Origin of the sequence: Sphingobacterium kitahiroshimense, from assembly GCF_025961315.1 — a bacterium.
Taxonomy (GTDB): domain Bacteria; phylum Bacteroidota; class Bacteroidia; order Sphingobacteriales; family Sphingobacteriaceae; genus Sphingobacterium; species Sphingobacterium anhuiense.
Map to the genome: position 1 here is coordinate 4515133 of NZ_JAOQNK010000001.1, position 15261 is coordinate 4530393.

Consider the following 15261-nt stretch of genomic DNA (forward strand, 5'->3'; position numbering starts at 1 on the left):
ATTTGGAATCAGCTAATTTAGTTTTTTTTGAGACAATTGCCAATTTATAAAATTTATAATTTGAAATTTAACTTTTTTATAACACTATTGTTATATTGCTCATGATATAATAGATTGATCTATATGGATGTATTAAAAAAAATGTACTATTTTTTAATTTTTAGCAATATATTAATTGCATTGGCGGCAGCTTCGCAGTGTGTATTGACGTACATTATACTTGATCAGGAGATTAATGGTTATATCGCATTAATTGAGGGAGCGGCTACACTTGCGCTTTACAATTTTAGCTTGATTTTATCTAAACCACAACATCCGGAGAAATCAATTTATGCCCGTACAAGGTGGGTTTTTAAATATGAACGTATTTTATGGATCAACACATTTATAGCAACAGGTATTTGCCTATGGTGTCTTTTTCATATCCACGTTTACTCTATCTTTTTCTTAGGTGTTATTGGATTGGTCAGCGTATTGTATAGTCTTCCTATTATTCCTTTAAAAGATCGATGGGGGGGATTAAGACAGATTCCGGCAATGAAAATTTTTCATATTGCATTGGTATGGGTATTAAGCAGTGTTTTTCTTCCCTATATAGAGCTTTACAGTAATGCTATGTCAGTAAACCTGCATTTATTGTATTACCTCGCTTGTTTAAAGTTCGTTTTCTTGATTATCTGTACGTTGCCATTTGACATTCGTGATATCAAGCAGGATTCTTATTATCATCTCCGAACATTGCCCAATATGCTCGGAGAGGGGAGAGCAAAGAGCCTATGTTACATCTTACTGTGCATACATAGTCTCTTGATTGTATGTGCTCCTTATTTATTGATTATAAAAGTTGGTCTTCTTGTTACGAACACAATTATTTACCTCATTTTGAGATTTCTTGTTTTCAGAACAAATGAACACTATCATTATGCTTACTTACTAGATGTAAGTCTCGTGCTCCAATTTTTAATCATTGTGTTTATTAAAAATTTTGTTTGATTTTATCTTAAAACGATTACTTGTTCAAAAAAGAGATAATCTTATCCGCAACTACATCAGATAATTTATAGTAACTTTCAAATGTCCATCCTGCAACATGAGGACTTAAAATTACATTGTCTCTACTTGTTAGATCTGAAAACCAAGATTGCTCTTTAAGACCAGGAAAATTCTCTACGGGAAGGACATCAAAAGCAGCTCCTATGATTTTTCCTTCATCCATTGCCTTTAATACAGCAGGAATTTGAACAATACCACCACGAGCTCCTAAAAGGAAAAATATGGGTTTGCGAAAATGATATAAATATTCTTCGTTGATCAATCCTTTTGTCTCTTTGGTTAGTGGAATGTGAAAACTAAGTACATCTGCATGTTTGACAACTTCTTCCATGGAGACTTCCTTTGCGAATTGATCTGAAAAGCCAGTTTTGTACTTGTCATATGCAATAACTTTTACACCAAAGCCGGAGAGTTTCTTTGCCATAGCCTGGCCATTGTGACCATAACCAATAATGGCAACAGTTCGACCTTGTAATTCATAGCCACGGTTGGCCTCACGACGCCATAAACCGGTCTTAATTTCCTGATTGGTTCTGTTAAGATGATTCATAAGAGAAAGCAACATACCGATCATATGTTCACCAACGGCATCACAGTTTCCTTCATTTGCACTTATGAGTTCAATTCCTTTTGATTGTGCATAAGCCTCATCAATATTATCCATACCAGCTCCGCAACGTGCTATAAATTGGAGATTATTTGCTAAATCTATAAAGTGCTGATCGACTTGAAATTTAGATCTTATGATTAATCCCGTATAATCAGAAATGTATTTTTCAGCATCTGCGCGATCGAACTCAGGTTTGTAATCGTAGGCAATTCCAGCTTGATCCAATTTTTGAGTAAGCACTGCATGCGCGTCATCAACGATTAATACTTTTGTTTTCATAATGATTATTTATTTACATTAAAACAAATTATAATTAAATAGCAATGAATTGATCATAAGTCAGATATGCATGCTGACTTGTTCAATTCAATATAATTACAATTTCATAAAATCAACACTTAGCAGTTTTTTAAGCTTATACTGCTTAACTTCTTCAGGTAGTATACGCATCAATGTATCTCGGATGATAATACTTATCGGATTCTCCCATTGTGCGACCTTTCCGATAGACCATGATGTTTCGGTAATATAACGTGTTCTTTTTAACCTTCTTTTTTCAAATATTTGAAAAGCAAGAGCAACATCTGTCGTTTTCTTTAATTCGTCTATCAATACGGCTACATCTTCAATTGCCTGACACGCACCCTGACCCATATTGGGGGTTGTTGCATGTCCTGCATCGCCAATAAATAAGGTATTACCGAAAGCTAGATTTTTTAGAGGTTTAATATCAATGATATCATTCCAGATCAATTGCTGGTCATTTGTTTCAGCAAGGACGCTTGTAATCGGATCATGATAAGACGCAAAGTTTTGTTGCAGATCCTTGATTGTGTAACGACTGAATACTTTGTTATGAGCGGGAGAATTTATACAAGCATACCAATAAATCTTGTTTCCAACAAGAGGAGTCATGCCAAAGCGTCCTTTGTTCCCCCATGTTTCTGAACCAGTGCTGAGGTTTATATTAGCATTATCAATGGTTGCACGCCAACAGGTATAACCTGCATAGCGTGGTGCTGAACCAGGAATCAATTGTTGTCTTAATCGAGAATTAACACCGTCAGCAATAATCAGATAGTCCGTTTGATGTATGGTCCCATCTTCAAAAAAGATGTCAATTTCTCCTTCTCGGTATTCTATTTTAAGAGCTCTTTTTCCAAGATGTAAGTTTTCATATTCAATTTGTGCGAGTAGAAACTGATGTAAATCTGCACGGTGTATAGCAAAATTATCCTGTTCATACTTGTCACTAATGGTTTTGGTTTCGGGAGCTGCAAGAATCCTTCCCTGCTTATCCAGAATATTATAGTTTTCTAAATAATGTCCTAGGGGGATGACACCTGCTTTAAGTTCCAAGTATTCTAATGCCTGAATGGCATTGGCCGCTAAACCAAAACCAGCTCCAATACCTTTTAATGCCTTAGCACTTTCATAGATAGTGGCTTGTATACCAATTTTGTTAAGGCCAATGGCTGCAGTCAAACCAGCAACACCACCTCCGATAATGGTAAAGCGTTTCATGGAGCTAGATCTTAGGCATTCGCAATTTCGTTTGTTAGAACGATAAAATCATTAACCGTTAATCGCTCAGCGCGTAATTCATATAATGGATTGTCCGACATTTTATCTTTTGTAACTACCGCCGACAGCGAGTTTCTTAAGGTCTTACGTCTTTGGTTGAAACCAGATTTTACAACTCTCCAGAATAATTTCTCATCACACGCAAGTGCTGTGCGATCATTTCTCGTCATTCGAATGACACCAGAAAGTACCTTTGGTGGTGGATTAAATGCACCAGCCTTTACGGTGAATAAATATTCTACATGATAGTAAGCCTGTAAGAACACACTTAAAATACCATATTCTTTACTACCTGCCTTTGCTGTACAGCGCTCTGCAACTTCCTTTTGAAACATACCGGTCATCTGCACAACACGGTTGCGTTCATCCAATATTTTAAATAAAATCTGAGAAGAAATATTATAAGGGAAATTACCGATTACGGCCATCTTTTCGCCAAAATGTTGTGAAAAATCCAAGTTTAAAAAGTCACCATGAATCAGACGGTGTTCCAACTGAGGATATTTATCTGCTAAAAATTCAATAGATTCATCATCCACATCGATCATCCATGTTTCGTAAGCATCATTTTGTAGAAGAAAATCGGAAAGAACACCCATTCCAGGACCGACCTCAAGCACCTGCGTGAATCCTAATTTTGGATCCAAAGCATCAACTATTTTTTTTGCCGCATTTTTATCATTCAAAAAATGTTGTCCTAAATGTTTCTTGGCTCTTACTGTACTCATATATGCTCGAATTTGGTACAAATATAGTTAACTTGTGGAGGATAATAAACAGGTAAGGTAAATGAGTGGCAATTTATCATCTGTTTCTCTTGAAGGTGGTTTATATGAATTGGAAATTAAAGTGATGCTTGACTATTTCATATAATTTTAATTACTTTTGAGTCAATAATTTCATTTTTTACTATGGCTGACAAATTAAAAATAGGTATTACAGTAGGCGATATCAATGGTATCGGATTGGAAGTAATTATAAAATCATTATTGGACAATCGTGTTTTAGAATTTTTCACTCCGATTGTTTACGGTAATACAAAAGTTGCGTCATTTCATAGAAAAGCATTAGGTGTCAGTGATTTTAGTTTTAATGTCATCAATGATCCTGAGCAGGCAAATCCTAAACGGGCTAACATGATTAATTGCTGGCAGGAGGATGTCAAGATAACTTTAGGCGAAGAAAATGAGATCGGTGGTAAATATGCTTTTATTTCATTAGAAAAAGCGGTTGAAGATCTAAATGCAGGAAAGATTGATGCTTTGGTCACTGCCCCTATTAATAAACATAATATCCAGCAGGAAGGATTTCATTTTCCAGGACATACGGAGTATTTGCAAGAAAAAACAAATGCGGATGATGTATTGATGTTTATGATCTGTGATGAGTTGCGGGTGGGTGTTGTTACAGGCCATATACCTGTAAAAGATGTTTCCGATCATATTACAGAAGCAGCAATTTTAAATAAATTGGAGCTAATGAATGAGAGTCTTAAAAAGGACTTCTGGATTCAGAAACCTAAAATTGCTGTACTCGGATTAAATCCACATGCAGGAGATAATGGTGTTATTGGTGTTGAAGATGATATGATTATCCGACCAACGATAGAAAAAGCAAAAGAAAAAGGAATATTGTGTTTTGGACCCTATCCTGCAGATGGTTTTTTTGCTAATCATGCTTACGAAAAATTTGATGCGGTATTAGCTATGTACCATGATCAAGGATTGATTCCTTTTAAACATATTGCAAATCGTAATGGTGTAAATTTTACTGCAGGTTTGCCGATTGTTCGTACTTCTCCAGATCATGGAACGGGTTATGATATTGCTGGACAAAATGTTGCTGCTCATGAGTCTTTCATGGAAGCTATATTTCAGGCAGTTCACATTGTAAAGCGTCGTCGTGAACAGGCAGAGCTATCTCAAAATCCACTAGCTTTCCGCAAGCTTTCTCGCGATCGCGATTAAATATAAAGACGTAATATTATTAGTCTTGTGCGCTTATATCGCAAGACTAATATCTATTTTATAATAAATTCCTTACTTTTGCATCCTAGTGTTTTTTTAAGGACCTAGATTCATGCTATGAGTGATAATTTACAACATCCTATTTTCCCAATCATTAAAGAGTTAGCCGAAACAACAAATACGGAGTGCTACGTCATTGGCGGTTATGTACGCGATCATATTATGGGCCGGCCTTTTAAAAATGATGTGGATATTGTTGTTGTTGGAAGTGGAATTGAGTTTGCTACAGCTTTAGGAAATAAATTGAAAACTAAAGTTGCTGTTTACAAAAGTTTTGGAACAGCAATGTTAGTTTTTGAAGGATTAAATGTGGAATTTGTAGGAGCTCGTAAAGAATCTTACCGTGCTAATTCCCGAAAACCAATTGTTGAAGATGGAACTTTAGTTGATGATCAAAATCGACGTGATTTTACCATCAATGCTATGGCATATTCACTGAATAAGGATAATTATGGTGAGTTGCTTGATCCATTTGATGGAGTAAGGGATATTGAATTACGTACTATACGTACACCATTAGATCCAATCGTGACATTTTCCGATGATCCTTTGCGTATGATGCGTGCTATTCGTTTCGCTACACAATTGAACTTTAAGATTGATACAAAGGCGATTCAAGCGATCACAGATACTAAAGATCGTATTCGTATTATATCAAAAGAGCGCATCACTGACGAAATTAATAAGATTATCTTGTCAGAAAAACCTTCTATTGGATTTAAATACTTATTTGATACAGGGTTATTGGCTTTGGTTTTTCCTGCAATGCAAAACTTATACGGTGTAGAAATCATCGATGGAAAAGGACATAAAGATAATTTTTACCATACGCTGGAAGTTTTGGATAATGTCTGTGAAACAACCGATGATCTGTGGTTAAGATGGGCTGCTATTATGCACGATATTGCAAAACCTCCCACAAAAAGATTTGATAAAAAGCTAGGATGGACCTTTCATGGTCATGAAGATAAAGGGGCACGAATGGTTCCTAAATTATTTGCTGAGTTAAAACTTCCATTGAATGAAAAAATGAAGTTTGTTCAGAAACTAGTTTTATTACATCTAAGACCAATTGTACTGGCTCAAGATATTGTTACTGATTCTGCTGTACGTCGTTTGTTATTTGAGGCCGGTGATGATATTGATGCTTTGATGCAATTATGCCATGCCGACGTAACAACAAAAAATGAATATAAAAAGAAGAAATATCGTCAGAATTTCGAATTGGTCAAGCAAAAACTAAAAGATGTTGAAGAACGTGATCAGATCCGAAATTGGCAACCTCCAATTTCTGGAGAAGATATTATGGAAGTTTTTGGTATTGGGCCAGGTCGTGAAGTTGGGAAAATAAAAAATGCAATCCGAGAAGCGATCTTAGAAGGAGAGATTCCTAATGCTAAGATGGACGCATATCATTTTATGGTCAACAAAGCTCAAGATTTGGGCTTGACTATTAGAAAGGCATGGGATTTGAATACAACAGTTAAATAAAAAAAGTATCTTTAATCGCTTCAATTCTTATTGAAGCTCATCTTGTTAACAAACAAAACGAATATTAGAAATGGCTATTTATAGATTCAGAATCACTTTTGAAGATTATGAGGATGTGTATAGAGAAATCGATATGCTTTCGAAACAAACTTTCTTAGAATTACATGAGGCTATTCATAAGACAACTGCTTATGAAGCTGACCGTTCATCTTCCTTTTATGTTAGTAACGATCAATGGAAAAAAGGAACTGAAATTGCTCTTTTACCAACTGCTCGTAAAATTTCAGATGGTGTTTTACTAATGGAAAATATTCGTTTAAGCAAGTTTATTGACGATCCCCACCAAAAGTTTTATTACATCTATAATTTTGATAGACCTTATGAATTTCATGTGGAATTGATCAAAATTTTAAAAGAAGAGGAAGGCAAAACTTATCCTACTGTTTTTAAAACGGTGGGTCAAGCACCAAAATCTTTAGCAGCAGCGAATTTTCCTGTTGCAGATCCTTTGGATGACGATGAAGAAGATGAAGTTTTGGTAGATGAAACGCAATATGGCGTTGATGATGACGAAGAATTCGATTTGTTTGACGGGGATGATGAAGAAGAAAGTGGAGAAAAGTCTGAAGAGGAAAGTAGTGGTTCGTTTGACGAATATTAATGTTAGGCACCACAGATCAACATAATAAAACTTTAATTGCTATAGTAGGGCCTACTGCAGTAGGTAAGACTGCTATGGCAATTGAGCTTGCTCAATATTTTGATACGGAGATTATTTCAGCCGATTCAAGACAGTTTTACCGTGAAATGAGTATTGGTACGGCCAAACCTACTGCATCTGAATTAGGTCAGGCGCCTCATCATTTTATTAATTCACATTCTATAGAAGAGGATTATTCTGCCGGTGATTTTGAAAAAGAGGCATTAGAAACAATAAGCTCGCTGTTCAAAAAAAAGGATATAGTCATTATGGTAGGCGGATCTGGTTTATTTGTGAGAGCAGTATGTGAAGGTTTGGATAATTTACCAAAGGCCCTTCCAGAAACAAGAGAACGGTTAAATAACAGGTTTGATAACGAGGGAATTGTGCCACTTCAAGCTTATTTAAAAGAAGTCGATCCTGTTTATTATGATCAGGTAGATATTTCAAATGTTCAACGGGTAATTCGAGCCCTGGAAGTATTTGAAACTACTGGATTACCATTTTCTAATTTTCTTCAAAAGACAAAAGCAGTGAGACCCTTTAAGATCATTACAGTTGGACTTACAATGGACCGAACAACTTTATACGAACGCATTAATATGCGTGTCGATTTGATGGTGAAAGATGGTTTATTGGATGAAGTAAAGTCATTAATATCTTTTAAACATAAGCCTGCTTTAATGACTGTCGGTTATTCTGAGCTGTTCGATTTCTTAGATGAGAAAATATCTTGGGAAGAAGCAATAGATAAAATTAAGCAAAACTCGCGACGGTATGCTAAAAGGCAACTCACTTGGTTTAAGAAAGATATCAGTACAGTTTGGTTTGATCCTAAGGACAAAAACCAGATTATAGATTATATTCAATCATAATTTTATACGATATCAACAGAGTTATCCACATTATGTTAATAACTCTGTTGATAACATAAAAAGGGCTTGATTACAATGGTAATCAAGCCCTTTTTTCTACGAAATGAAATATAATTATTCCACGATCAAATTCCATCCAAATTCGTCAGCAATTCTGCCATATCGAAGATCATCTAAATAGGTTAATACTTTTTTAGAGAAATCGCGACCTTCTACAGGAGGTAATTGAAACAATTCACCTTCATAACCAATAGTGGCAATTGGTGTTAATGTTGCAGCTGTACCAGCAGCAAATGCATCTGTTACAATTCCTGCTTTGATTCCATCAATAAGTTCTTTGACAGATACTCTGCGTTGCTCCGTTTTATATCCCCAGCTTGCCGCCAGTTCCATAATTGTACGTCTTGTTACACCATGTAGGATCGTATCACCGTGAGGAGTAATAATACTGTCACCGATACGGAATATTAGGTTGGCTGTTCCAGCCTCTTCAATATATTTATGTTCCGAAGCATCAGTCCACATCAATTGATCAAAACCTTCATCATTTGCCAAACGAGTAGGGTATAGTGACAATGCATAGTTACCTGCATTTTTTGAGAAACCTACTCCGCCTTCTGCTGCGCGGGTATAATGTGTTTCTACCTTTAATTTTAAAGGATTGCTATAGTAAGCACCTACAGGGCTAGTGATAATTATAAATTTGTAGGAATTAGAAGGGTGTACTCCTAAAGCCGCTTCAGTACCGAACATAAATGGACGGATATATAAAGATGTGCCTGGAGCATTTGGAATCCATTTATTATCGGTGGCTAATAGTTTTTTTAATCCACCTAAAAAGATTTCTTCAGGAACTTCTGGCATCTCCAGACGAGCTGCAGAAGTATTGAATCTTTCCCAGTTCTTGTCAGGACGGAAAATACTAATAGTTCCATCTTGAAATTTGTATGCTTTAATACCTTCAAAGATTGCTTGGCCATAATGTAAAGCCGACATAGAAGGGCTTACATTAATATCACCATAAGGCACAATACTGACATCAGTCCATGCTCCATCTTCATAGGTAGCGACCAACATATGGTCGGATAATATTTTTCCAAATTTTAGATTGTTAAAATCTACTTGCGAGAGTCTCGATTGTTGTGTGGGCTCTACGCGAATTGAATAATTTTCTGTCGCGCTCATTGTATTTTAATTACAAATGCTAAAGTATGAAAAAAACCACGAATTTGAATGATAAACCTCTTGTTTATCAAATATTATTCTGAGTGAGAAAATTTTATTATTACACAGTAAATTTGTCTATTTTTTAGGATTTTACGTTTTATTTTATGGACAGATTATCATTTGAATTACTAGAGATTATCATTTTTTAGGCTTTTTTAGCTGTTTTGTTACCTTTTCCTTTATTCTGTGTTAATTTTAGATGAATTAACACAGTAATTGTAAAGTGGCATGTTATTTGGATTAACGGAAACACTAATCTATCATCAAAAATGGTAGGTTTTAAAAAGGGCTAACACTTCTAAACAGATATTCACTAATAAAAAACAAACTAAACGATTAAAAACCATGCACCGATTAAACAGTAAAAACAATGCATTGGAAAATGATGAATTAGAATTTGATCAAAACACAGCTGTGGAGAAAAAAGGATTTTCACTAAATTTTATTTTAGGCTTTTTTGTTTTTCTTTATAAAACGGCTATCAAACCCTAGGGTATTTTATTATTTTTCAAATTTAGCAGGTACTAAAAAATTGAAATGAGATTGCTCATAAACTGATCAATCTCATTTTTTATTAAAATCTTTCCCTATAAACTTTTAAGGTACATTACTTCTTTATTATGTCCAATATAGGCTCAAGGTAATCACGATTATTCGACAGTCGCGGTACTTTATTTTGCCCACCAAGCTTACCCTTTGATTTCATCCATTGAAAGAATGTGTATGCAGGGGCATTGTGAATAACCGGAAATTGTAATGCCATATTTTTATAACGTTTAGCATCATAATCCGAATTGATCTCTCTCAATGTTTGATCCAATATCTTACAAAACGTTTCAAAATTATCAGGTTGTTGTTCAAATTCAATAATCCATTCATGAGCTCCAGCTTCACCCTCTTTAAAGTAAATCGGTCCAGCAGTATAATCTTTTACAATTGCACGTGTACTTTCACTAGCCTTCTTTATAGCATCCTCTGCATTATCGACGATAAGTTCTTCGCCAAAGGTATTGATGAATTGTTTTGTCCGTCCTGTTATTTGAATACGGTATGGAGATAGCGTTACAAATTTAATCGTATCACCGATCATGTACCGCCATAAACCAGCATTGGTCGAAATGATCAAAGCATAATTTTTATTTAATTCTACTTGATGTAATCCTAATGTTTGCGGATTCTCATCATATAAATTTTCGATCGGTAAGAATTCGTAATAAATGCCATAGTCAAGCATTAATAATAATTCTTCTGAGTCGGGCAGATCTTGAAGAGCAAAGTATCCTTCGGATGCATTATAATTTTCTAAATAATACATATTATCAGAAGGAATCAGTTTTTTAAACTGTTCGCGATAAGGTTTGAAACTTACGCCACCATGGGTATAAAATTCCAGATTAGGCCAGACTTCAAGCAAATTATTCTTACCTGTGATTTCCAATATCTTTTTTGCTAGAACAATATTCCATGTTGGAACACCAGCCAGATTGGTGACATTCTCATGGATGGTGATATTGGCCACCTTTTCTATTTTTTCCTCAAAATCAGGAAGTAAAGTTACTTCTAAATTTGGAGTACGCTTAAATTCGGCCCAAAAAGGGAGATTCCGCAATAGAATAGAAGATAAATCACCATAATAAGAGTCTGAACTAAAACTGTTAATCTGAGAACTCCCTCCTAATACGACCGATTTTCCACAGAAAATCTGGCTTTCGGGTTTATTGTTGAAGTAAATTGTCAACATATCTTTCCCACCCTGAAAGTGACATTCTGTTAAAGACTCTTCACTGACTGGGATAAATTTGCTACGGTCTGAGGTAGTTCCCGAAGATTTGGCGAACCACTTGATGTCAGATGGCCATAGTATATTTTGCTCTCCTTTGATCATCCGATCGATATAAGGCTTCAATGAATTGTAATCTTGAATTGGAACTCTGTTTTTAAATTCCTCAGGCGTTAAAATACTGTTGTAATCGTATTTTTTCCCCCATTCTGTTGCTTCGGCTGATGATATTAAACTTTGAAACCATTCTTCTTGTACATCATGTGGATATTTCATGAATAATTCAATCTGATGAATCCGTTTTTTCATGAACCAAGTAAGTAGGGAGTCTAATATTGCCATATAAAGGTAGAATTAACGTTAAATAATTATCTTTTTGCGACGGAGTTCAAAATGTTGGCCTAAATAGAATGTACGGGCCATTTCATTACTGGCAATTTCTTCTGGAGTTCCAGCAAGCATAATTTTACCTTCTGTCAATAAGTAAGCCCTATCTGTAATGGATAACGTTTCTTGTACGTTATGATCGGTAATTAAAATTCCGATATTACGTGTTTTTAGCTTTGCGACAATTGTTTGAATTTCCTCTACAGCGATTGGATCGACACCCGCAAAAGGTTCATCTAACAAGATAAAAGATGGGTTTGCCGCTAATGCCCGTGCGATCTCTGTACGACGTCTTTCTCCTCCGGAGAGAAGATCACCTCTATTTTTACGAACACGGTGCAAGCTAAATTCGGTTAAAAGTTCTTCCAGTTTTTCTAAGCGTTCCTTTTTATTTGGATAATGGATCTCCAGTACAGATAATATGTTGTGCTCAACCGATAGTTTTCTAAAGATGGAAGCTTCTTGGGCAAGATAACCGATTCCTTTTTGAGCGCGTTGGTACATGGCATCCTGTGTGATTTCTTGATCGTCCAAATAAACATGACCCTCATTAGGTTTTATTAATCCAACAATCATATAAAAAGAAGTCGTCTTTCCTGCTCCGTTAGGTCCTAGAAGACCAACAATTTCTCCTTGCTCTACCTGGAAAGAAACATCGTTTACAACAGTGCGTTGCTTATATTTTTTGATTAGATGTTCTGCTCTTAGTATCATTTGATTCGTGTTTTAACTCAAAAAAACAATCTGATAATTACAAATATATTTAATATCGGATTCCTTTTATATTTAATTGCAAATTCTTTTTGCCTCGCCATACATTTTCTTCTATGCTATAACAGATGTCAAATGGCTTACCACTATTAATAGCCTGTATATGTTCAGATAATCCAAAACCAATGCAATCAAAAGAAGGAGAGTTTTCTTGTTTGATGGTCATTTTTAAGTGATTCGATCCTACTAAATAGGCCGGTCCGATTAAACTAACTTTTTGACTAAGGAAAATAGGGCTTTCGTTTTGAGGCCCGAATGGTTCAAATTGACTTAGAATGCGGTGAAATTTGGCATCAATATCTTGCAGGTTTAGTTTAGTATCAATCAAGATCTCTTGTATTAACATCTGAGGAGTAATGAGTTTAGAAACAACCTCTTCGAAACGATCCTGAAATAATTTGATATTTCCGATTTGCATCGTCAACCCTGCTGCATATTTATGCCCTCCAAATTGATCTAATAGATCGCTACATTCACTTAAGGCTTCATATAAATCAAACCCGATTACAGATCTACAGGAACCTGCGATATGACCATTGGTTTCGGTCAGAATAATCGTTGGTCTATAATATTTTTCAGTCAACCTTGATGCCACAATGCCGATAACACCTTTATGCCAATCTGATTTATAGAGCACAGTTGATTTTCGTGTTTTTAGCGAGTCATTTTGATCTATAATCGCTAGAGCTTCTTCGGTTATTCTAAGGTCAAAATCTTTACGAACATTATTTTGATCATCAATATTGATACTAAAATCTTTTGCTTCTTGCAGTGATTTTGATATCAATAATTTTACCGCATCTTTTGCATGATCAATACGACCAGAAGCATTGATCCGCGGACCTATTTGAAAAACAATATCATTTACTGTGAATGTCTTTGTTTTATTGGTGGATAAATCAACAAGCGCTTGAAGGCCGCAGCAAGGATTAGTATTTAATTTAATGAGTCCGAAATGTGTCAGAATTCTATTTTCTCCAGTGATAGGTACAATATCCGATGCAATACTTACCGCAACAAGATCTAAAAATTGATAGCAAATATCCAAAGACATATCATTTTTCATGATAAAGGCTTGGATAAGTTTAAATCCTATACCGCAACCCGATAATTCTTTGTATGGATAAGCACAGTCTTTTCTTTTTGGATCAAGTACAGCAAATGCTTTTGGAAGTTCATCTCCAGGTAAATGGTGATCACCAATAATGAAGTCGATATTCTTAGAATTGGCATAGTCAACTTTATCGTTTGCTTTTATACCACAATCAAGAGCAATGATCAATGAGAAACCGTTTTCTGCAGCATAATCTATACCCTGTGTAGAGATACCATATCCTTCAGCATAACGATCAGGAATATAGAATTCAATGCGCGAGTGAAACTCTCGAAAAAAACTATACACAACAGCTACAGCAGTAGTGCCATCTACATCATAATCTCCATAAATTAAGATCTTTTCATTCTGGCCGATTGCGGTCGTAATTCGCGCAATGGCTTTTTCCATATCTTGCATTAAGAATGGATTGTGCAGTTGGTCTAGAGAAGGTCTAAAAAACTGTTTTGAAGTATCAAAAGTCTCAATATTTCTACTGACTAACAATTCTGCTAATACTGGATTAATACCAAGTTCATTGCCTAATTGATTAACTTTTTTGACCTCACTTTTAGATTTTAGTACCCACCTTTTTTGCATATCTTTGCATCGTAATTATGTGTAAATATACGTTTTGTCTATTGACTAACCTAATTATACACTAGGGTAATCATAGCGTTGTGTCTAACACGCAAGTTTCCAATAAATTAAAGATGTTACAAGTATATTCCTTATTCGAAGGCTCATTTTCGGTCGATGTTTCTAAAAAATTTATTCCCTTTGACCCTGCTGTTGATAGTAAAAATGATCGTCCAGCTTCTATGTTTATTCAAGTGCATCCGTTTCTAATCGAGACCGCAAATGGATTGGTTTTATGTGATACTGGACTTGGATTAACAAACAGTGATGGGAAACTACTTCTCTATGAAAATATTGAAAAATTAGGTTATTCCCCCAAAGATGTGAAATATGTATTGATGTCACATTTGCATAAAGATCATGCTGGTGGTATGGTGAGTTTCACTGATCAGGTCGGAAGGATTGCATTTCCCGAAGCAGAGTATATAGTGCAACGAGGTGAATGGGAAGATGCTTATTCCGGAATTAATAGCTCTTACCGTACTGAAATTTTTGATGTTGTGCAAAGAAGCGGAAATCTGAATCTTGTTGAAGGAGATGGTAAAGTTAATGAAGAAGTTGAATATTGTTTAAGTGGCGGGCATACCCAACATCATCAGACCTTCCACATTAATAATGGAAAAGATCATTATTTTTTTGGAGGAGACGTCCTTCCGGAACCAGAGATGATCTTTCAAAATCAGAGCGCAAAATATGACTATGATGGACATTTGTCAAGAAAGTTACGTCAGGAGTACTGGGAAAATGGAGCTCCAAACGATTGGATTTATCTTTTTTATCATGCCACAAGTATAGCAATAGGAAAGCCTACCATGCAGTTTGATGGAAGTTTTACAGTGATTGAAGCAAAATAAAAATCAAGAAAAGATAAAAAATACCGCATCTTTTCTTAACTTAAGGAAGACCTGTGTACAAGGACTTCATTGTATCTGTATTTGAATTAATCCGATGGTCACGTCATATAAATTCTATTATGACTGGATTTTTGGTTAAGTTTGTATAAAGCTGTATAGTATGCCTTTTT

Annotated in this window: 14 protein-coding genes; 7 read left to right on the forward strand and 7 right to left on the reverse strand. The window is 35.3% G+C overall.

Features of this window, described 5'->3' with window-relative positions; translation table 11 throughout:
- Positions 1-123 precede the first annotated feature (123 nt).
- Positions 124-993, forward strand: coding sequence for a hypothetical protein (locus M2265_RS19585; RefSeq protein WP_132769126.1), 870 nt, complete (start codon positions 124-126; stop codon positions 991-993).
- Positions 994-1009: 16 nt separating this feature from the next.
- On the opposite strand, the gene M2265_RS19590 is transcribed toward M2265_RS19585, so the two are convergent.
- The 3 genes from M2265_RS19590 to rsmA form a co-directional block, all read right to left on the reverse strand.
- Positions 1010-1942 carry an NAD(P)-dependent oxidoreductase gene (locus M2265_RS19590; protein ID WP_132769124.1) on the reverse strand — a complete coding sequence of 311 codons (933 nt, stop codon included), beginning with the start codon at positions 1940-1942 and terminating at the stop codon, positions 1010-1012.
- Positions 1943-2038: 96 nt separating this feature from the next.
- Positions 2039-3187, reverse strand: coding sequence for an FAD-dependent monooxygenase (locus M2265_RS19595; RefSeq protein WP_132769122.1), 1149 nt, complete (start codon positions 3185-3187; stop codon positions 2039-2041).
- A gap of 11 nt (positions 3188-3198) precedes the next feature.
- Positions 3199-3975, reverse strand: coding sequence for a 16S rRNA (adenine(1518)-N(6)/adenine(1519)-N(6))-dimethyltransferase RsmA (rsmA, locus tag M2265_RS19600; RefSeq protein ID WP_132769120.1), 777 nt, complete (start codon positions 3973-3975; stop codon positions 3199-3201).
- A gap of 183 nt (positions 3976-4158) precedes the next feature.
- On the opposite strand from rsmA, the gene pdxA reads away from it, so the two are divergent.
- The 4 genes from pdxA (at position 4159) to miaA (ending at position 8340) form a co-directional block, all read left to right on the forward strand.
- Positions 4159-5214, forward strand: a complete 1056-nt coding sequence (gene pdxA, locus M2265_RS19605) for a 4-hydroxythreonine-4-phosphate dehydrogenase PdxA (protein ID WP_132769118.1) — start codon at positions 4159-4161, stop codon at positions 5212-5214.
- A 117-nt stretch (positions 5215-5331) separates the two neighbouring features.
- Positions 5332-6765: a CCA tRNA nucleotidyltransferase gene (locus tag M2265_RS19610; RefSeq protein WP_021190442.1), complete on the forward strand. Its 1434-nt coding sequence runs from the start codon at positions 5332-5334 to the stop codon at positions 6763-6765.
- Positions 6766-6835: 70 nt separating this feature from the next.
- Positions 6836-7426, forward strand: coding sequence for an IS1096 element passenger TnpR family protein (locus M2265_RS19615; protein ID WP_021190443.1), 591 nt, complete (start codon positions 6836-6838; stop codon positions 7424-7426).
- Positions 7426-8340: a tRNA (adenosine(37)-N6)-dimethylallyltransferase MiaA gene (gene miaA, locus M2265_RS19620; protein ID WP_132769116.1), complete on the forward strand. Its 915-nt coding sequence runs from the start codon at positions 7426-7428 to the stop codon at positions 8338-8340. Before M2265_RS19615 ends, miaA begins: the two co-directional genes overlap by 1 nt.
- A gap of 114 nt (positions 8341-8454) precedes the next feature.
- Here miaA and M2265_RS19625 read toward each other — a convergent pair whose 3' ends face one another.
- Positions 8455-9525 carry a branched-chain amino acid aminotransferase gene (locus M2265_RS19625; RefSeq protein ID WP_021190447.1) on the reverse strand — a complete coding sequence of 357 codons (1071 nt, stop codon included), beginning with the start codon at positions 9523-9525 and terminating at the stop codon, positions 8455-8457.
- A 387-nt stretch (positions 9526-9912) separates the two neighbouring features.
- On the opposite strand from M2265_RS19625, the gene M2265_RS19630 reads away from it, so the two are divergent.
- The gene (locus M2265_RS19630; RefSeq protein ID WP_021190448.1) at positions 9913-10059 is read left to right on the forward strand and encodes a hypothetical protein; all 147 of its coding nucleotides are present in this window, start codon (positions 9913-9915) and stop codon (positions 10057-10059) included.
- 115 nt (positions 10060-10174) lie between these two features.
- Here the strand turns inward: M2265_RS19630 and M2265_RS19635 are convergent, their stop codons facing one another.
- From M2265_RS19635 to recJ, 3 genes are read right to left on the reverse strand one after another with little or no spacing between them, the layout of a single operon-like run.
- The gene (locus M2265_RS19635) at positions 10175-11689 is read right to left on the reverse strand and encodes a GH3 auxin-responsive promoter family protein (protein ID WP_132769114.1); all 1515 of its coding nucleotides are present in this window, start codon (positions 11687-11689) and stop codon (positions 10175-10177) included.
- A gap of 18 nt (positions 11690-11707) precedes the next feature.
- On the reverse strand, positions 11708-12448 hold the full coding sequence (lptB, locus tag M2265_RS19640; protein ID WP_021190449.1) for an LPS export ABC transporter ATP-binding protein: 741 nt from the start codon (positions 12446-12448) through the stop codon (positions 11708-11710).
- Between the two features lie 49 nt (positions 12449-12497).
- On the reverse strand, positions 12498-14198 hold the full coding sequence (gene recJ, locus M2265_RS19645) for a single-stranded-DNA-specific exonuclease RecJ (protein ID WP_021190450.1): 1701 nt from the start codon (positions 14196-14198) through the stop codon (positions 12498-12500).
- A gap of 113 nt (positions 14199-14311) precedes the next feature.
- Between recJ and M2265_RS19650 the strand changes: the two genes are divergently transcribed.
- The gene (locus M2265_RS19650; RefSeq protein WP_132769112.1) at positions 14312-15091 is read left to right on the forward strand and encodes an MBL fold metallo-hydrolase; all 780 of its coding nucleotides are present in this window, start codon (positions 14312-14314) and stop codon (positions 15089-15091) included.
- The last annotated feature ends 170 nt before the right edge of the window (positions 15092-15261 follow it).